Genomic DNA, 19,423 nt, shown 5'->3' on the forward strand with positions numbered 1-19,423 from the left:
ACCGAAAGAGACCCGATGACCGATCGCTTCGATGACGGTTTCAAGCCAGTCCCCGCGCAACGTCCCGTCGCTCCGAAGACCGCAACCCGTCCGCCGCGCCATCCCGTGATCCTCAGGGTGTCGGCGCTCGGCGTGGCCGGCATCCTCTCGGCGCTGATGCTGACCGCGGTGGTGCCGCCGATCGTGGCCGACCAGTCCGATCGCGCCGTGGTCGATGCGCCGGTGATGCTGCTGACGTCCCCGATCGCGGGCCAGGTCGATTCGCTCACGGCCAAGCCGGGTGGCGAGGTTCGGTCCGGCGACCGCCTCGCAGAGATCACCAATCCGCGGCTCGACCGCACCACGCTCATCTCGCTGGAAGAAAAGGCGGGCGACGCGCGTCAGAAGCTCGACGCCACGCGTGCCAAGCATCAGTCTGATGTCGCTTATGTCAGCTCGCTCGATCAGGAGATCGCGAGCCAGGCCGGTCAGTTGAAGGCGCAGTTGCAGTCCCAGATCGAGGAGCTGCGTGCCCGCGTCGCGCAGTCGAACGCGCAGAGCAGCGAGAAGAAGGCCATCGTCGACCGCCAGAACCGCATGGTCGCGCGCGATGCCGCCAGCGTCGAGATGCTGAAGCCGACCGAGCAGCAATATGCGGCGGCGCTGCACGACACCGATGCGCAGACTGCCAAGCTGAACCAGAAGCTGACGCAGCTGAAGGCGCTCGATGCCGGCGTCTATGTCGGCGAGGATCTGGTCGCGCTGAACATGCTCAGTCAGAAGCGCCGTGACATCGATCTCGATGCAAGGCGGATGGAGATCGAGGAGAAGCAGCAGGCCGCCGTGCTCGACGATCTCGAGGGCCTGATCAAGTCCGAGCGCGCGCGGCTGGCGCGGCTCGCTGCCGCGGATGTGCTCTCGCCCGGTCCCGGCAAGGTGCTGGCGGTGGGTGCCGACACCGGACGCCACGTCAGCGCCGGCGATACGATCGCCTCGGTGGTCGATTGCGACAAGCGCTTCGTGGTCGCGATCTTCTCCTATCGCCAGGGCGAAGCGCTGAAGCCGGGCACCGAGGTGCGCATCGACGGCGGCGGCTTCCATCGCGGCATCGTCAGCGCCGTGCTGCCGAAGACGAGCGACAAGGTCGACGAGCGCTTTGCCGTGCCATTTCCGCAGACCGAGCGGCGCGAGCTCTACGTCATGATCACGCCTGACGCTGCCGACGAAAAGCCGGCTGCGCAGCCGACCTCCGCGGCGACGCCGGCCTGCACGGTGGGGCAGTGGGTCACCGTGACGCGCGACAATGGCATCGTGCCGTCGATGTCGGTGACATGGCGCCGGCTCGGCCACCTCGTTGCGTCGCTGACCGATCTGGACCCGTCTGAGCCGGACGAAGCGACGCGCCGTGCCGGTGTCAGCAAGCTCGACTCCGCCTTGCGGTCGCAACCGGCGCAGCAGCCGGTCTTCGACGAGCAGTGGCTGCCGACGGCGCGCGCGGTCTCGGCACAATGAGGCTTCTCTCCATGACGATGGCGGTGATCGCTCTGCTCGGCGGAGCATCGCCGATGCGCGCCGAGACGTCGCTGTGTGCGGGACTGATGCAGGCCGTCGAGCCCGGCCTCGCCGGCCGTGACGCGGCGTTCATCCGCAGCTACGAGCCGGGTGCCGACGAGGAGGGGCTGCCGCTCGGCCTTTCGACGACGGCGTTCACCTATGACAACGCCCTGGCCGCCATCGCGCTGGTCGCATGCGGTCGCGTCGACGAGGGCCGCGTGATCGGCAACGCGCTGGTGCATGCCGGCGCTCATGATCGCAGCTTCGGCGATGGCCGCCTGCGTAACGCCTATCGCGCCGGTCCTGTCGGCCCCGGCGCGGCGCTGCTGCCGGGCTGGTGGGACGACCACAAGAAGATCTGGGGCGAGGACGCCGCGCAGGACGGCACCGCGACCGGCAACGTTGCCTGGCCAGCGTTGGCGCTGCTGACGCTGCATCAGGCGACCGGCGAGGAGAGCTACCTGTCCGGCGCGCGGCGCCTGATGGACTGGATCATGGCCAACGCAACGAACGGCGCTGACGGCTTCAGCGGCGGTTATCACGGTTACGATCCGCAGCAGGTGCGCCTCAGCTGGATGTCGACCGAGCACAATGCCGATGTCTACGCCGTGGCCTCGTGGCTCTATCGTATCACGTCGGAGCGACGCTATCAGGATGCCGCGCAGACGGCGCGCCGGCTGCTCGATCGCACGTTCCGCGGCGATCACTTCCTGCTCGGCACCAAGCCCGACGGCCGCCTCGCCGACGACAATCTGCTCGCGCTCGACGTCCAGCTCTGGCCGTGGATGGCGGTGACGGATGCGTCCGACTGGCGCAGGGCGCTGCGCTTTGCCGAAACCCATCTCGCCGTCGAGGGCGGCTTCGATTTCAACGGCGATCGCGACGGCGTCTGGGTCGAGGGCACCGCGCAGGCGGCGCTGGCCTATCGCATGGTCGGGGAGGCCGCTGCCAGCCGGCGGCTGCTTGCAGGATTGCGTGACGACCGCACGGCAACGGGACTTCTGAACGCGACGCGCAACGCGCGCCTCACCACGGGGCTGTCGATCGATCCGACGGGAGCGACCACCATCCAGGACTTCTTCTACTACAAGCGTCCGCATCTCGGTGCCACCGCCTGGGCCGTGCTCGCCGAGACCGGCTGGAATCCTTTCACCGGCGCAAGGGTGCCCTGATGTTTCCGCTCCCCAGCAATGACGCCTCGGTGTTGACCACCGATCTCGGAGTCCTGCTCGGGCTCCTCGTGATGGCGCGCCTGCTCGATCCGACGCGCCGGCGCGACCGCCTGCTGTTCGGCGCCACCGCAGCGTCGTTCCTCCTGATCTACACGCTATGGCGCTGGCACGACACGCTGCCGGTGTTCGACCTGACCCTGCAGGCGCTGTGGCCGCGGCTGTTCATCACGCTCGAGATCGTGGCGATCTCCTACACGCTGATGTCGATCCTGATTCTGACCCGCAGCGTCGACCGCTCGGGACAGGCCGACGCCGCGCAGCGCGCGCTGGCCGCACGGGGCGAGCAGCCGGCCGTGGACGTCTTCATCTGCACCTATGACGAGCCCATGGAGATCGTCGAGCGCTCGATCCTGGCCGCGCTCGCGCTCGACCATCCCAACAAGACCGTCTGGGTGCTCGACGACACCCGGCGCGATCGGCTCCGCGCGTTCTGTGACGAGGTCGGCGCGCGCCATCTGACGCGGCCCGACAACAAGGGCGCCAAGGCCGGCAATCTCAACAACGCGCTTGCGGCGACGGCGCAGCTGTCGAACGCGCCGGTGATCCTGGTGCTCGATGCCGACTTCGCCCCGCGCCGTGACTTTCTCCAGCGCACGGTCGGCCTGCTGCTGTCCGAGCCCGATATCGCCGTCGTGCAGACGCCGCAATTCTACTACAACCCCGATCCGATCCAGCACAATCTGCTGTCATCAGGCCATTGGGTCGACGACCAGCGCTTCTTCTTCGACGTGTTCCAGCCGGCCAAGGATGCCTGGGGCTGCGCGTTCTGTGTCGGCACCTCCTTCGTCGTCCGCCGCGAGCGGCTCATGGAGATCGGCGGCTTCCCGCATGCGGCGATCTCCGAGGATCTCAACCTCACCTACACGCTGCTCAAGCGCGGCCATCGCACGGTCTGGCTGAACGAGCCGCTCAGCTTCGGCCTCTCGGCGGAAGGCGTGCCCGAATACATCACCCAGCGCGCCCGCTGGTGCCTCGGCACGATCCAGGTCGCGCTCTTGCGCGATGGCCCGCTGCGCAGCCGCGGCTACAGCTTCACCCAGCGCTGGCACTTCCTGCATGGCGTGCTCAACTGGGCCTGCAAGCCGTTCATGGTGCTGCTTCTAATCGCGCCGCCGATCTACTGGTTCGCCGGGCTGCCGGCGTTCGAGGCCGACTATCTGTCGTTCCTGCGCTACGGCGTGCCGGCGCTGCTCGGGACGATCATCTACATGGGCTGGATCTCGCGTTCCAAGACCCTGCCGCTGTTCATGGAAGCGACCCATGCAGTGACCTGCTTTGCCGTCACTGCCACCTTGCTCAGCGCGCTGGTCCGGCCGTTCGGCCGCCCCTTCAAGGTGACCGACAAGGGCGGCGACCGCTCCAAGCCGCGCGTCCACGGCAAGCTCGCCGCGATTTTCGGCGCGATCGCCGCGAGCTCGGCGGCGGCCATCGTCTGGGCGTTCGTGTCGCCGAATGCAGCCAGCGAGATCTCGTCGATCGACTACTTCAATCTGTTATGGGCCGGCATCGCGATGCTGATCGCCTTCATCGCGTTTCTCGTCTGCTTCGAGCTGCCGCGCGGCGAGGACCTGTTTCCGAGCGACGAGGCGGGCTGGCTGGCGCAGAACGGCGAGGTCGTGCCGTGCAAGATCGAGGCGCTGTCTCTGTCGTCGGCACGCGTGGCCCGGTCGCGCGGCCGCGGAACGATGCGGCCAGGGGCGCTGCTGCCGGTGCATCTCGACGGCCTCGGATGGATCGAGGCCTCGGTGAGCGATGTTTCCAGGACGACGATGCACCTCCGCATGCACCCGACCGAAGCGCAGCGGCGCCAGTTGGTCGTCCGCCTGTTCAGCTCCTCTTGCGGCGTCATCACCGGCCGCGCCCGCCTGCGCGGGGCCCTCGCAGGGTTGGCCCGCCGCGGCTTCGTCGGTCGCTGACGTTCCGGATCCAGCGGTAGGGTGGGCAAAGCAGCCGCCGCAGGCGGCAGCGTGCCCACCGGCCGGGCGGGATGGCGAGCGTCTCCACCTCGTGCCCCGTTCCGGTCGCGAACCCGGCGGAGGCGCAGCCATCCGGCGGAAGCTTATCCGTTGGTTAAGACTAACGCGAGAATACCCCCGATGTCCTTGCAGGCGCCGACGGCGCTGCAAAGCCGGCTGCGATATGACTTGGGGCGCGCTGACTTCGCAGCATCGCGGACTGGACGCGGGCTGCGCGACAGAAGCAGGACATGTCGGGCATGGACGCTGGAACGCAGAGGGCAACGGCTGACACCGCGCGCACGGCGTGGATCGATTTCGCGCGTGGCCTTGGCGTCATCCTGGTGGTGTACGGTCATGTGCTTGGCGGCCTCGTGCGCCCGGGCATCTTCCCGGATGGAGCCGTCGCGCGCTGGATGGACTACACGCTCTATACGTTCCACATGCCGCTGTTCTTCTTCCTGGCCGGCTTGAACGTGCAGCACAGCTTGCGGCGCGGCGCGCGTTCCTTCCTCACCTCCAAGCTCTGGACCATCGCCTATCCCTACGTGCTGTGGTCGTTGATCCAAGGCGGGATCACGATGCTGCTGGCGCGGGATGCCAACATCCCGATCCATCCCAACGATCTCGCTGCGATCTGGTATCGTCCGGTCGCACAGTTCTGGTTCCTCTACGCGCTAATGATCTGCCATGTGATCGCGGTGCTGGTTCCGTCGCGGACGGTTTTGATCACGCTCGCGCTGGCCGGGCTCGGCGTGTTCCTCGCGCTGCCGATCCGGCCTGACCTCGCACTTACCCTGCATCATCTGCCGTTCTACGTTGCGGGCGTCTACGGCACCCGCGTGGTCGCGGAATGGCGGCCGTTCGGCTGGTCCTCTCCGGTCGTGATCGGGATCGCGTTTGCGGCCGCAGTGGCGCTGGGCGGCCAGCTGTCCGGCATGGACGCCAACGGGCTCGCCTCCCTGCCGGCCTGTGTGCTCGGCATCGCCGGCACGGTCGGGCTCTGCAAGCTGCTCGCGCCAACGCGCCATCGCTGGCTTGCGGCCGCGGGCGTGGCGTCGATGACGATCTATGTGCTGCACATCCTTGCCGGCTCGGGCGTGCGGATCATCATGCTGAAGCTGCACATCCCGCCATTGCCATGGGTCTACCTGCTGGCCGGAACGGTGGCCGGCGTGGTGCTTCCTCTGATCGCGCATGCCATCCTGCGGCGGCTCAATCTGCTGGCCGTCTTCGGGCTCGCACCACTGGCCTCCCGCAAGCCGCAGACTGCGGCGATCACGCCGCGCGTTGCAACGTCCGATCAGGCGCCGGCCTGATGCTGCCGCGCGGCGACGGTGCGCCGTGCTGCGCCGGCCGACTGGTCGAGCGGACAGGCCATGGCGACGAGCATCCAGAACAGCGCCGAGACCTCACCGGACGAGATGCTGGTCAGCGGCAGCTGAACCAAGAGCGCACTGATGGCGAGCGCGCCGAGCACGGCGCCCTCGCGCGTCGGCATCCGCCACGCGGCTCCGGTGGCGGCGAGCCCGACCCAGACATAGGCCGCGAGGCAGATCAGCCCGACCGGAATGCCCATCGTCACCCAGCTTGCGATGATCTGCCCGTCGATCGGCATCGCGCCCGCGACGCCGACGTCGGTGATGGTGAAGCCCGATCCCAGGACCATGCTGTTCGGCGCATTCCACAGCGTGACGAACTCATCCAGCCGCTCGCTGCCGCTGCTGTCCTGCGACACGCTGCCGAGCGATTCCAGACGGGAGGTGATGACCTCCGCGAACGGCGTGAACATGACGGTGACGATCACCGCGCCGACCAGTCCGACCGTGATCGATACGGCGCGACGCCGCGTCGCGGGGAGCAGCATGCAGAACAGCACGCCCACCGCGAGCGTGATCCAGCTGGTACGATAGAGCGACAGCAACAGGCCGAGTGCTGCGGGCGCCATCGCCGCCATCGACAGCCATCCCGGGCGCAGGAAGCCCACCAGCAGCAGGCCGGTGGCCGTGAAGGTCGCGTAGCTGGCGGGGCCGTTCATCGTGCTGAACACGCGGACCATGTAGGGCAGCGGATAGCCGGCCGAGGTGATGCTGGCATTCACCATCCAGAACCGATCCCAGCCTTGCGGATCGACATATTGCCAGATGCCGTAGAGGCCGGTGACCGGCAGCACCAGCAGGAAGACACGCGTGATTGCATCGAGCAGGGCGCCGTCGGATCGCGACCGCTGCTGCAGGGCGATCGCATAGAGCACGGGCGCGGCCCATTTCATTCCGCCATTGGCGGCGTTGAACCAGTCGTTTTGGAATATCGACAGCGCGCCGCCATAAACGATGCAGGCGAGGACGATGAGGGGCGCCACGAGCCATGGATTGCCCGGCCTGTCCTTGTCCGAGGGCGAGAGCACCAGACTTGGAACTGGTGCGATGATGAACAGCAGCGGGCCGCTCAGCATGATGCCGGATGAATCGAATCCCGCGGAGATGTCGACCAGGCGGCGCACGAAGGGAGCGAAGGCGAACATCAGGATCGCCGACTGCACGTGGGCTGCGGGGCTGCGACGCCACGCGAACCAGCCGGCGACCGCGCAGCCGAGCACGAAAGCCGGCCTGACGATGCCGCCGAGTGCGGGCACGGCGAGCGCCGTCGCTGCCAGGAGAAGCGCGGACGGCCAACAGTTCATCGCCATCGCCGCAAGCGGCTGCGGGTCGATTCGGCTCTCTTTCATGAAGTCGGACTATAATGGAAAACCCCGGCTCCCGACGCACGTTCGAACGAGACCGTGCCGGCGCGCATGGCTGGGACAGCCGCATGGCTTGGAAAGTCAGAGGCCCGGCGCCCAAGGCGGCCGTCAACCGAGGCGACGAAAGAAGTGATCCGAGCATGATCCGACGCGTAATCATGGCCACACTTTTCGCAGCGTGGTTGGTCGTCTCCTTGACTGCGACGGCAGGAGCCGCGGAGGTGCTGCCGGCCCGCGACGTCTGCCAGCCGACCACCTCGGCCAAATCGCGCGACGGCAATTGCGTTCCCTGCGCCGTCGGACCCATCTCGACCGCCCCAGGCTTCCTGGCACTGCTGGAGCAGGTGCGCTCGCGGCGCGCCGCCTTTGCCGACATCGACCGTCGTATCGATGGCGCCAGCGGAGATCCGGAGGTGCAGACCCTGCTGCAGGGACGCAACCTGGCCCGTGCGCTGTACGGTTCTGACGCGGATTTCATCGCGGGCGGCAGCGCCTCGCGCTGTCTCCTGCCGGACAACGAGGCGGTGCGCGCCAGGGCGACGCCGATTGCCTGCGACGCCATTCCGCGCGAGGGGCTGGTGGTGCTTCTGACCGCGGGCCAATCGAACATCTCCAACACCGGCGCGCCCGATCAGAGCGGCCGGCTCTATCAGCCGCACAACCGGTTCTACAATTTCGACCGCTTCGACGGCCGCTGCTACGTGGCGCGCAATCCCTTGCTGGGAACGCCGGGCGAGGGCGAGAACGTCGCCACGCGGCTGGGCGACGAATTGATCGATCGCGGGCTGGCGAAGACGATCCTGATCGCACCCGTTGCGATTGGCGGGACGTATATCGAGGAGTGGCGTGTCCGTGGCGGCAAGTATTTCGAGGTGCTGCTCGCGACCCTTGCCGGCCTGCACGAGGCGGGTCTCGAGCCGAGCGCGGTGCTCTGGCATCAGGGCGAGTCTAACGCCTTCGCCTTCTCGACCAATGGCGCGGAGGACGGCACGCAATTGCAGGTCACCGCGAAGATGAAGGAGGCGGGACGGCTGTCCTACTTGCGGAACGATCTCGAGATCGTGGCCGGGCTGCGCGCGGCCGACGTGACCGCGCCGATCTTCGTTGCCGCGGCGACGCTCTGCGGCAGCGTTCCCGACGAGATCATCCGGTCGGCGCAGGCCGCCGTGCCGAACCCTGCGACCGGCGTCTATCCGGGGCCGGACACCGACCAGATCGGCCTTCCGCTGCGCCACGACCGCTGCCACATGAGCCACGCCGGCACCGAGCTTCACGCGCGGATGTGGGCCGATCGCCTCGCCGAATTCTGGAAGTCCGGCGGGCGGAGACATTGAGTGGAGAGCAGCCGCTACCCCAGCCGCTGATCCCGCGCATCCTGCGTGGTCTCGCTCGCCGACTTCCTGGCGGCCTTCTCCGCGCCCTTCTCGGCGCCCTTGCGGCTGGCGATCGCGGCGACCTTGCGGCCCGAGATCTCGCTGCCGGCGTCATCCGGCATCTGCCAGAACAGGATCGACGACAGCGCCGACGTGATCGCGACGACGATGAAGGCGGGCGCGAAGGACGCCGCGGTGAGCTGGCTCGCGCCGTGCATCCACATCGTGGTCTCCACCGAGAACGCGCCGACCGCGACGCCGGCGGAGATCGCGAGCTGCTGGTTGACGCTGGTGAGCGTCGTGGCGCGGCTCATCTGGGCGGTCTCGACCTCGGCATAGGCGACGGTGTTGATCGCGGTGAACTGCAGCGAGCGGAAGAAGCCGCCGACCACGAGAATGATCAGGATCAGCAGCAGCGGCGTCGCCGGCGTGAACAGCGCGCAGGCGGCGAGGAAGACCGAGCTGACGACGGCATTGACGGTCATCAGATGGCGGAAGCCGAAGGCGCGGATGAGGCGCGCGGCCAGCGCCTTCATGCCCATTGCGCCGGCCGAGGAGCCGAAGGTGACGAGGCCGGACTGGAACGGCGACAGGCCGAAGCCGAGCTGCATCAAGAGCGGCAGCAGGAAGGGCAGGGCGCCGATGCCCAGGCGAAACATGAAGCCGCCGACGATCGAGGCGCGCAGGGTCGGCAGCCGCAGCAGCGAGAAATCGAGCACCGGCGAGTTGGTGCGCCAGGAGTGGCGGACGTAGAGCGTCATCGAGATCGCGCCGATTGCAACGAGACTCGCGACCACCGACCACGGCAGCAGGTTGAGACCGGCGACCGAGAGGCCGAAGGCGAGACCGGCGAGGCCGATGCCGGCCAGCACCATGCCAGTGAGGTCGAACGGCTCGGGGTTGTCGCTCTTGATCGGATCGATGAAGCGCAGCGCCATGATGATGCCGACGATGCCGATCGGGATGTTGATCAGGAAGATCCAGTGCCAGGAGAAATAGGTGGTGATGAAGCCGCCGACCGGCGGCCCGATCACCGGACCGATCAGCGCGGGGATCGTGACCCAGGCCATCGCGCCGACCAGCGCGCTCTTGTCGACGGAGCGCAACAGGACGAGACGTCCGACCGGCGTCATCATCGCGCCGCCCATGCCCTGCAGGATGCGCGCGAACACGAAGTTCTCGACGGAGTTGGCGAGCGCGCAGCCGATCGAGCCGATCATGAACACCGCGACCGCGCTGGAGAACACCCGCCGCGCGCCAAACCGGTCGGCGGTCCAGCCGCTCGCCGGGATGAACACCGCCAGCGACAGCAGATAAGACGTGATGGCGAGCTTCAGCGTCAGCGGGCTGGTGCCGATATCCCTGGCGATCGCCGGCAGCGAGGTCGCGATCACCGTGGAGTCCATGTTCTCCATGAACAGGGCGGTGGCGACGATCAGCGGAATGACGCGTTGTTTGTTCATCGGAGGTCGGCGGCGGGAGGACAAGGGCGGGCGCCGGGGCTTTAACACCCTGCGACGAACGAGGCCATTGCGCTGCTGGCATGGCCCCCTAGATGCAGCGTGACGCTGCCGCGTCATCGTTATTGGAGATGTGCCGATGATCTATCTGCTCGCCGCCCTGGTGCCACCGCTGGGCCTGCTGCTCAACGGGCAGCCGTTCGCGGCCATCTTCAATCTGCTGCTCTGCCTGATCTGCCTCGTCCTCGGCCTGTTCTTCCATGTGCTGCTGCTGGTGCCGTCGGCGCACGCGCTGATCGCCGTGCACATGCGGCGGGAGGACCGGCGCCACCGGGAGGTGGTCGAGGCCATCCGCCGCTATGGGCCGCCGCCGGGCGCCTGGCGCTAGAGGCGCGGAACTTCTGCTCCGGAATCGGGGCGTCCGCGACCTTTTGTTGCGCATTTCGGACCTGATCAGGACCGGTCTGGGCCGTTCTTCGCAATCGCGGGAGGATGGCGGATCGGCCCTTTGATTCGTCACAGGCCCATGCTATCGACCCGCGTCAACCCCACCGATGGGCACCGATTCGACGGCGAGGCATGGTCTCGACGGCGGCGCCGCTCATCCGTAACCGCATCGCGGCCGTTCTGGCCGCAGACAAGGAGTTGACGATGGCGACCGTCCAGACACTTCGCGAAGCCTTTACCTTCGACGACGTGCTCTTGAAGCCGGGCCTCTCCGATGTGCTTCCCTCCGAGGTCGACATCCGTTCGCGCGTGACGCGCGAGATCCCGCTCAACATTCCGATCATGGCGTCCGCCATGGATACCGTCACCGAGGCGCGCATGGCGATTGCGATGGCGCAGGCCGGCGGTGTCGGGGTGATCCACCGCAATTTCGATCCCGAGGGCCAGGCCGCCCAGGTGCGCCAGGTCAAGAAGTTCGAATCCGGCATGGTGGTCAACCCGCTGACGATCTCGCCGGAGGCGACGCTGGCCGACGCGCTGGCGCTGATGAAGGACTACGGCTTCTCCGGCATTCCGGTCGTCACCGGCGGCGGCAAGGGCATCCCCGGCAAGCTGGTCGGCATCCTGACCAATCGCGACGTCCGCTTCGCCACCGATCCGCGGCAGAAGATCTCCGAGCTGATGACGCATGAGAACCTCGTCACCGTGCGCGAGGGCGTCGGCCAGGACGAGGCCAAGAAGATCCTGCACAAGCACCGCATCGAGAAGCTGCTCGTCGTCGACGACCAGTACCGCTGCGTCGGCCTGATCACCGTGAAGGACATGGAGAAGGCGGTCGCGCATCCCTTGGCCTGCAAGGACGCGCAGGGCCGCCTGCGCGTCGCCGCGGCGACGACCGTGGGCGAGGGCGGCTTCGAGCGCACCGAGAAGCTGATCGAGGCCGGCGTCGACCTCGTCGTGGTCGACACCGCGCACGGCCATTCCTCGCGCGTGCTGGAAGCCGTCAACCGCATCAAGCGCATCTCCAACGCCGTGCAGGTGATCGCCGGCAACATCGCCACCCGCGACGGCGCGCAGGCGCTGATCGACGCCGGCGCCGACGCCGTCAAGGTCGGCATCGGCCCGGGCTCGATCTGCACCACCCGCATCGTGGCGGGCGTCGGCGTGCCGCAGCTCACCGCGATCATGGATGCGGTGGAAGCCGCCAAGAAGGCCGACGTGCCGGTCATCGCCGACGGCGGCATCAAGTTCTCGGGCGATCTCGCCAAGGCGCTCGCCGCCGGCGCCGATGTCGCCATGGTCGGCTCGCTGCTCGCCGGCACCGACGAGACGCCCGGCGAGGTGTTCCTGTGGCAGGGCCGCTCCTACAAGGCCTATCGCGGCATGGGCTCGGTCGGTGCGATGGCGCGCGGCTCGGCCGACCGCTACTTCCAGCAGGACATCAAGGACACCTTGAAGCTCGTGCCGGAGGGCATCGAAGGCCAGGTGCCGTATAAGGGGCCGGTCGGCAACGTCATGCACCAGCTCGCCGGCGGCCTGCGCGCCGCGATGGGCTATGTCGGCGCCAAGGATCTCGCCGAATTCCACGGCAAGGCCGAGTTCGTCCGCATCACCGGCGCGGGCCTGCGCGAAAGCCACGTCCACGACGTGACGATCACCCGCGAGAGCCCGAACTATCCGGGCGGGGTGTAAACAACCACCGCTCTCTCCGTCATCGCGAGGAGCGAAGCGACGACTTGTCCGCCATAGCCCGAAGGGCGACGGCGGAAGCAATCCAGGGGTTGCGCGCGCGGCCCTGGATTGCTTCGCTTCGCTCGCAATGACGGCTCCCGTGGGGTCGGCGCCGAACGCCACATCAACAAACAAGAGGAAACACCATGTCCCAAGCCAAGCGCATCGTGCTCGCGTCCCGTCCCGTCGGCGAGCCCAAGCCGTCTGATTTCCGCCTCGAGGAGCACACCATCCCGACTCCCGGCGCCGGCGAGGTGCTGTTGCGCACGATCTGGCTGTCGCTCGATCCTTACATGCGCGGGCGCATGAGCGACGGGCCGTCTTACGCCCAGCCGGTGCCGGTCGGCGGCGTGATGGAGGCGGGGACCGTGTGCGAGGTGGCGGCCTCCAACAATCCCGGCTTCAAGGCCGGCGACATCGTGCTGGCGCGCGCCGGCTGGCAGACGCATGCGGTCTCCGACGGCAAGGGTCTTGCGAAGATCGACCCGAGCCTCGCGCCGATCTCGACCGCCGTCGGCGTGCTCGGCATGCCCGGCATGACCGCCTACACGGGCCTGCTCGACATCGGCCAGCCCAAGCCGGGCGAGACCGTGGTGGTCGCCGCCGCCTCCGGCGCGGTCGGCTCGGCGGTCGGACAGATCGCCAGGATCAAGGGCGCCCGCGCCATCGGCATCGCCGGCGGCAAGGACAAGTGCGACTACGTGAAATCCGAGTTCGGCTTCGACGACTGTCTCGACCATCGCGACCCCGATCTCGCCGCCAAGCTGAAGGAAGCCTGTCCGAAGGGTATCGACGTCTATTTCGAGAATGTCGGCGGGGCAGTGTTCGAGGCAGTGTTCCCGCTGTTCAACGCCTTCGCGCGCATGCCGGTCTGCGGCCTGATCGCCCATTACAACGATACCCAGTCGGTGGCGCCGAAATGGGCCGGCGCGCTGATGCGCAACGTCCTGACCAAGCGGCTCCTGATCCGCGGCTTCATCGTCTCCGACTTCGCCTCGCGCCACGGCGACTTCCTCAGGGACATGTCGGCCTGGGTCCGCGAAGGCAAGGTCAAGTACAAGGAGCACGTCACCGAGGGCCTGGAGAACGCGCCCGCGGCGTTCATGGGCCTGCTCAAGGGCGCCAATTTCGGCAAGCAGCTGGTACGGGTCGGGCCGGACAAGGCCTGAAGCCACACTTGATGTGATTCTTCAGCCTGTCCGCAAAAAAGCGGGAACCACAGCGCCTTATCCGGAGTCCTGAGGGAACCGGTTCATCCACGAGGGCCCGGCATCATGCCGGGCCTTCACTTTTCCCAAGGGGGGATTGTCGATGTCGCTGCCCATGGTGCTGCTGCCCGTTTTCGTCGAGGTTGCACTGACCTTCGCGCTACTGTTCTGGAATAAGAGGAAGGCGCAAGCCACGGATGCCGCCGATGAATTCGGCCTGCCGACCTTGTTCTATGCCCTGATCGCGCTTGCGCTGCCGCTGCGCCATGCCGATCTGGTGATCGTGCTGCTGTCCTGGGTGTTCGTCGTCACCCGCTTCGTCAATGCCGGCTTTATGAGTGGGGTAGACAAGCGCGGGCTGGCCTGGACCGCCTCGGCGCTGGTGCTGCTGGCGATGTGGCTGTATTTCGCCCTGAAGATGCTTCTCCTGATCTGAGACTGGATACCTGAATGACCCCCGCCGCCCGGCTGTCCGCCGCCATCGACATCATCGAATCCATCGAGTCCCAGCGGGCGCCGGCGGCGAAGGCCTTGAAGGATTGGGGCACCAGCCACCGCTTCGCCGGCTCCGGCGACCGCGCCGCCATTGCCGGCCTGGTCTGGGACGTGCTCCGCCGCCGCGCCTCCAGCGCTTACGTGATGGAGGACGACACGGCGCGGGCGCGGGTGCTCGGCATGCTCAAGCTCGAGCGCGGGCTGGATGTCCCGACCATCGCCGCGATGTGCGACGGCAGCCGCTTCGCCCCGCCGCCGCTGTCGGCGCAAGAGGAAAAGGCGCTGGCCTCGCGCACCACCGAGGGCGCGCCGCCGCCGGTCGCCGGCGACTATCCCGACTGGCTCGACCCGTATCTTGCCGCCGTGTTCGGCGACGACCGCGTCGCCGAGGCCATGGCGATGGCCAGCCGCGCGCCGCTCGACCTGCGCGTCAACACGCTGAAAGCGAAGCGCGAGAAGGTTCAGGCGTCGCTCAAGCATCTCGGCGCCGTGCCGACGCCGTGGTCGCCGCTCGGCCTGCGCATCATCCTCGGGGCCGATGCGCGCAATCCCGGCGTCCATGCCGAGGAGGATTTCATCAAGGGCGCGATCGAGGTCCAGGACGAGGGCTCGCAGCTCGCGGCGCTGTTCACCGCGGCCAAGCCCGGCGAGCAGGTCATCGACCTCTGCGCCGGCGCCGGCGGCAAGACCTTGGCGCTGGCCGCGATGATGCAGGGCAAGGGCCGCCTGATCGCCACCGACGCCGACAAGCGCCAGCTCGCGCCGATCCACGAGCGGCTGTCGCGCGCCGGCGTCCACAACGCCGAGATCCGCACCCCGAAGGGCGACGCCGACCCGCTCGCCGACATCAGCGCCTCCGCTGATCTGGTGGTGATCGACGCCCCCTGCACGGGCACCGGCACCTGGCGCCGCAACCCCGACGCCAAATGGCGCATGCGCCCCGGCGCGCTCGAGATCCGCCTCAAGGACCAGGCCGAGGTGCTCGACCGCGCCGCCGCCCTGGTCAAGCCCGGCGGCCGCATCGCCTACATCACCTGCTCGGTGCTGCAGCCGGAGAACGGCGACCAGGTCAGGGCGTTCGTGGCGCGCCACCTGGAGTTTTCCGTCCAGCCCCCGGAGCAGACCGCCACCGTCCTCTGGGACAAGGCCGAGGCGTTCGCCGAGGCCGCCCTGCAGACCCCGGAGGGCTGGCTGATGACCCCCCGCCGGACGGGCACGGACGGGTTTTTCGTGTCGGTGCTGCGCCGCTCCGCCTGACGCGGGCTGCCCATGACTGAGCCCTCTCCCCTTGTGGGAGAGGGCATGCAGGACAGCTCGGCAGATTCGGTCGGGTGAGGGGTATGCCTCCGCGAGCACTGTTCGCCGAGAGATACCCCTCACCCAACCGCGTGCGTGGATGGGCCGGTGATGCCCTCTCCCACAAGGGGAGAGGGCGCTGCATCGGGCAGCCCTGCAAAGCGTGTCGGTGAAACGGTTGCACGGCGCGGTGAATCCCCCGCTGCCAAGGGTTGCGAGTCCCCCCGCAGCGGCGTAATTCCTTGCCATGACAGCCCCAGCCAACAACACCCCGACCGCCGCCGCCGCCGACACCTCGGTGGCCGCGCTCCACGACAAGATCCTGATCGTCGATTTCGGCAGCCAGGTCACGCAGCTGATCGCGCGCCGGGTGCGCGAGGACGGCGTGTATTGCGAGATCGTGCCGTTCCAGAAGGCGGAGGCCGCCTTCCGGCAGATGAATCCGAAGGCCGTGATCCTCTCCGGCGGCCCCGAATCCGTCCACGAGGAAGGCTCGCCGCGCGCCCCGCAGCTGATCTTCGATTCAGGCGTCCCGGTGATGGGCATCTGCTACGGCCAGATGACGATGGCCGCCCAGCTCGGCGGCACCGTCGAGGGCGGCCACCACCGCGAGTTCGGCCGCGCCGACGTCGAGGTCAAGACGAACAGCCTGCTGTTCGACGGCGTCTGGCAGCCGGGTGAGCAGCACCAGGTGTGGATGAGCCATGGCGACCGCATCACGCAGATGCCGCCGGGCTTCTCCGTCGCCGGCGTCTCGCCGAACGCGCCCTTCGCCGTGATCCAGGACGAGACGCGCAAATATTACGGCCTGATGTTCCACCCCGAGGTGGTGCACACGCCCGACGGCGCAAAACTGATCCGCAACTTCGTCCGCAACATCGCCGGCCTCGGCGGCGACTGGACGATGCACGCCTTCCGCGAGGAGGAGATCAAGAAGATCCGCGCGCAAGTGGGGAAGGGCAAGGTGATCTGCGGCCTGTCCGGCGGCGTCGACTCAGCGGTGGCCGCGGTGCTGATCCACGAGGCGATCGGCGACCAGCTCACCTGCGTGTTCGTCGATCACGGCCTGCTGCGCCTGAACGAGGCCGAGACCGTCGTCGATCTCTTCCGGCACCACTACAACATCCCGCTGGTGCATGTGGACGCCTCACAACTCTTCCTCGGCGAGCTCGCCGGCGTCACCGACCCCGAGCAGAAGCGCAAGACCATCGGAAAGCTCTTCATCGACGTGTTCGAGGCAGAGGCCAAGAAGATCGGCGGCGCCGATTTCCTGGCGCAAGGCACGCTCTATCCCGACGTGATCGAGAGCGTCTCCTTCACCGGCGGCCCCTCGGTGACGATCAAGTCGCACCACAATGTCGGCGGCCTCCCGGCGCGCATGAACATGAAGCTGGTCGAGCCGCTGCGCGAATTGTTCAAGGACGAGGTCCGCGTGCTCGGCCGCGAGCTCGGCCTTCCCGACGTGTTCGTCGGCCGCCACCCGTTCCCAGGCCCGGGCCTCGCCATCCGCTGCCCCGGCGAGATCACGGTCGACAAGCTCGACATCCTGCGCAAGGCCGACGCCATCTACATCGACGAGATCCGCAAGGCCGGCCTCTACGACACCATCTGGCAGGCTTTTGCGGTGCTGCTCCCCGTCAAGACCGTCGGCGTCATGGGCGACGGCCGCACCTACGACTACGTCGTCGGCCTGCGCGCCGTCACCTCGACGGACGGCATGACGGCGGACTTCTATCCGTTTGATATGAAGTTCTTAGGGAATACGGCCACGCGTATCATCAACGAGGTGAAGGGCGTGAATCGGGTGGTGTACGACGTGACGAGCAAGCCGCCGGGGACAATTGAGTGGGAGTAGGGGACAGTCAGGCGGACATCTTCAGCCAGCAACTGTCCAAATAAGGCAGTCTTGTAGAGTGACTATCCTTACCTTAGCCAGCTGGGTTATTGCACGTATGGCGAGTGTCTTGTAATCTTCGGTTTGGCCTGTGGAGGGGACGATGAAGATCGCCATAGATTTTTTCGTAAGCTTGGCGGCCGCCGCGGTTTTTTTCCTTACTCAGAATTATTTGCTTAGCTGGTCGCGTCCTTGGGACATCGTAGCAACTGCTGTCGTTTTCATAGTCTCGCTAGGGCTTGCTCTGCGCTTCAATAAAAATGCTTCGAGCGCGGCGATCACTGCAGAAGGCGTCATGTCAGGTAACAGAGTTCAAGAGGACATGAAGGCTTCGATCGAAGGATCGAGCGCCAGCCGCCCGACCGCAAAGGTTTTGTCTGGCAATACCGTTGGTGGCAACGCTGATTTCAAAATCAAAGATAGTGATCTCTGATGCGTGACGCGGCAGCTTTTCGTCTCGACTGGCGATCAGAGTTCAAGAGGCTTTCTCCGTATCTGGACGGTATTCGCGGAGGGGTAGTTAGAGTTGATTACGACTCGGAAGACGCCGCTCCAGATAAGTTTAATTTCCTTCTGAAAGAGTATTTCGGAAAGCCAAAGAACGGCATGAGATGTTCCCTGCGTATTGATCATGAATGGTTTACAACGAGGCAAGTTTTCGGAATTTTAGATGAGATAAGCCGAATTCTTGCCGATGCGGGGTTTCCCGACGAGCTTGATCCAGCTGATTGCGCAAGCAGCGGAAACATTATCGCGAATAACTCCGTGGACGGCAATATGACCGTCGCTATCAGTAACTCGACAATCACGATCAATGGTAGAGTTGACGAACGCGCATTGCGAGCTCGTTTGAAATCGACTTGTGCTGCGATGCGCAGGTACGTTGGGGCAGGCGGGCATTTCATGTTCGTAGTAAATGATGCTCCACTGGAAGATCAGGCTGAATTTTGGCAAAGAATCTGGAACGCTGGGCTCTCGGCCGCAGTCGGAGAGAATGCTGTCCTAGTCGTTGGTGCGGGACCAAAATCGGGTAAGCGCCACCATCCGGATAGTCCAGAGCCCGACGAGTTAATCGTCTTGCCGGTTTCGGTCGAGACCGACGAAGCTCGGCAGGACGTCATCTATGATGACCTAGTCGAAGTTTTTCAAAGAAATGGAGTTCAAGGCGCCGAAGCTGCTGCGCAAACATATCTTTCCTGTCACGCTCGTTCGATGCTCCAACTCAACATGCAGCTCAGTGCAACCTTGCTGTCGATCCGAAATCGAGAGGCCCGTCGAATCGGATGAGTATTCTGTCCCAGTTTCTTGACATGGCCCCGAAGGGAACGGCAACAACCCTTGCGGCGTTGGCATGCGCGGAAAGCCTGACCGATCAGGTGGCGTTCGCTATCTATCGTAGATTTCCCTTGCCCGAGCTTGCCCCAGAGGATTTCTTATCAGCGTTCAAATATTCGGGTCTGACGGAACCTCGTAACAGCGAGTGGAATTTAATAGCCCCACTAAGGGAAGAGCTTGTTGAATCGGGTATCTTGCCAGAGCAGGCGAGGAAGTCTGTGCATAGTCTTCTGCTTGAGTTGGGAGAGAACCAACAGAACCGGAAGAAGGCCGGAAAAGAAATACCATCCTACCTGTTCACAGAGGCCGGGGTTGCCTACCATCTCGCCGGAGCAGGCAATATCGACGGGTCGCTGGAGCACTATAGCAGAGCTTCGGAGGGCGCATTTACAGGGGCACAATGGCTTGGGGCGCGGCTGGCCGAGGAGCAGGAAAGAACGGGCGTCATTCCGGAGGGACGCATTGAAACGATGTTTTTGCGTGCCTGGGTGCTTTTTCGCGAAGGGCATAAAAGCAACGCGATGCCCTTGTTTCGCAGGGTGGCTGCAACAGATCGTGAAGTTCGTGAAGTTGCAATTTCTCTTCACATTCTAGGTAACGAGAATAATCGCGGACAAAGGCGCGAAGCCGAACGTGAATTGCGCCGGAGCATCGAGATCGACGGTAAGCTCAATAACGAGTTCGGTGTTGCGCAGACGCTGCACAGCCTCGCGAACCTGCT

The 19,423-nt window shown here is 66.0% G+C and carries 16 protein-coding genes; 14 read left to right on the forward strand and 2 right to left on the reverse strand.

All coding sequences use genetic code 11. From position 1 onward, the window contains the following. The first annotated feature begins 15 nt into the window (after positions 1 to 15). From ACQR2C_RS12235 to ACQR2C_RS12250, 4 genes are all read left to right on the forward strand, one after another. Positions 16 to 1,491 (forward strand): HlyD family secretion protein, encoded by a 1,476-nt coding sequence (locus tag ACQR2C_RS12235; protein WP_434881214.1) that lies wholly within the window; start codon positions 16 to 18, stop codon positions 1,489 to 1,491. An 11-nt stretch (positions 1,492 to 1,502) separates the two neighbouring features. Continuing rightward, entirely contained in the window at positions 1,503 to 2,705 is a 1,203-nt protein-coding gene (locus tag ACQR2C_RS12240) for a hypothetical protein (protein WP_434881215.1), read from the forward strand. Beyond that, a complete protein-coding gene (locus tag ACQR2C_RS12245) occupies positions 2,705 to 4,681 on the forward strand; it encodes a glycosyltransferase family 2 protein (RefSeq protein WP_316182655.1) in 1,977 nt (658 codons plus the stop codon). Before ACQR2C_RS12240 ends, ACQR2C_RS12245 begins: the two co-directional genes overlap by 1 nt. 299 nt (positions 4,682 to 4,980) lie before the next feature. After that, the gene (locus tag ACQR2C_RS12250; RefSeq protein ID WP_434881216.1) at positions 4,981 to 6,039 is read left to right on the forward strand and encodes an acyltransferase family protein; all 1,059 of its coding nucleotides are present in this window, start codon (positions 4,981 to 4,983) and stop codon (positions 6,037 to 6,039) included. On the opposite strand, the gene ACQR2C_RS12255 is transcribed toward ACQR2C_RS12250, so the two are convergent. Continuing rightward, positions 6,024 to 7,448: an O-antigen ligase family protein gene (locus ACQR2C_RS12255; protein ID WP_434881217.1), complete on the reverse strand. Its 1,425-nt coding sequence runs from the start codon at positions 7,446 to 7,448 to the stop codon at positions 6,024 to 6,026. The genes ACQR2C_RS12250 and ACQR2C_RS12255 overlap by 16 nt on opposite strands. A gap of 173 nt (positions 7,449 to 7,621) precedes the next feature. On the opposite strand from ACQR2C_RS12255, the gene ACQR2C_RS12260 reads away from it, so the two are divergent. Then, positions 7,622 to 8,797, forward strand: a complete 1,176-nt coding sequence (locus ACQR2C_RS12260; protein ID WP_434881218.1) for a sialate O-acetylesterase — start codon at positions 7,622 to 7,624, stop codon at positions 8,795 to 8,797. Positions 8,798 to 8,811: 14 nt separating this feature from the next. On the opposite strand, the gene ACQR2C_RS12265 is transcribed toward ACQR2C_RS12260, so the two are convergent. After that, on the reverse strand, positions 8,812 to 10,299 hold the full coding sequence (locus ACQR2C_RS12265; RefSeq protein WP_316182661.1) for an MDR family MFS transporter: 1,488 nt from the start codon (positions 10,297 to 10,299) through the stop codon (positions 8,812 to 8,814). A gap of 136 nt (positions 10,300 to 10,435) precedes the next feature. On the opposite strand from ACQR2C_RS12265, the gene ACQR2C_RS12270 reads away from it, so the two are divergent. The 9 genes from ACQR2C_RS12270 to ACQR2C_RS12310 form a co-directional block, all read left to right on the forward strand. Next, entirely contained in the window at positions 10,436 to 10,684 is a 249-nt protein-coding gene (locus ACQR2C_RS12270; protein ID WP_434848040.1) for a hypothetical protein, read from the forward strand. A 263-nt stretch (positions 10,685 to 10,947) separates the two neighbouring features. After that, on the forward strand, positions 10,948 to 12,435 hold the full coding sequence (gene guaB, locus ACQR2C_RS12275; protein WP_316182664.1) for an IMP dehydrogenase: 1,488 nt from the start codon (positions 10,948 to 10,950) through the stop codon (positions 12,433 to 12,435). 185 nt (positions 12,436 to 12,620) lie between these two features. After that, positions 12,621 to 13,643: an NADP-dependent oxidoreductase gene (locus ACQR2C_RS12280; RefSeq protein WP_434881219.1), complete on the forward strand. Its 1,023-nt coding sequence runs from the start codon at positions 12,621 to 12,623 to the stop codon at positions 13,641 to 13,643. Between the two features lie 142 nt (positions 13,644 to 13,785). Further along, a complete protein-coding gene (locus ACQR2C_RS12285) occupies positions 13,786 to 14,118 on the forward strand; it encodes an MAPEG family protein (RefSeq protein WP_434881220.1) in 333 nt (110 codons plus the stop codon). Positions 14,119 to 14,132: 14 nt separating this feature from the next. Then, the gene (locus ACQR2C_RS12290) at positions 14,133 to 15,434 is read left to right on the forward strand and encodes an RsmB/NOP family class I SAM-dependent RNA methyltransferase (RefSeq protein ID WP_434881221.1); all 1,302 of its coding nucleotides are present in this window, start codon (positions 14,133 to 14,135) and stop codon (positions 15,432 to 15,434) included. Between the two features lie 286 nt (positions 15,435 to 15,720). Continuing rightward, the gene (gene guaA, locus ACQR2C_RS12295) at positions 15,721 to 17,328 is read left to right on the forward strand and encodes a glutamine-hydrolyzing GMP synthase (RefSeq protein ID WP_434881222.1); all 1,608 of its coding nucleotides are present in this window, start codon (positions 15,721 to 15,723) and stop codon (positions 17,326 to 17,328) included. A gap of 142 nt (positions 17,329 to 17,470) precedes the next feature. Then, positions 17,471 to 17,800 carry a hypothetical protein gene (locus tag ACQR2C_RS12300; RefSeq protein WP_434881223.1) on the forward strand — a complete coding sequence of 110 codons (330 nt, stop codon included), beginning with the start codon at positions 17,471 to 17,473 and terminating at the stop codon, positions 17,798 to 17,800. After that, positions 17,800 to 18,654 (forward strand): hypothetical protein, encoded by an 855-nt coding sequence (locus ACQR2C_RS12305; protein WP_434881224.1) that lies wholly within the window; start codon positions 17,800 to 17,802, stop codon positions 18,652 to 18,654. Before ACQR2C_RS12300 ends, ACQR2C_RS12305 begins: the two co-directional genes overlap by 1 nt. Further along, on the forward strand, positions 18,651 to 19,423 hold a 773-nt coding region (locus ACQR2C_RS12310; RefSeq protein ID WP_434881225.1), incomplete at its 3' end, for a hypothetical protein. The genes ACQR2C_RS12305 and ACQR2C_RS12310, both read left to right, overlap by 4 nt.

Origin of the sequence: Bradyrhizobium sp. HKCCYLRH3061, assembly GCF_051168015.1 — a bacterium.
GTDB lineage: Bacteria > Pseudomonadota > Alphaproteobacteria > Rhizobiales > Xanthobacteraceae > Bradyrhizobium.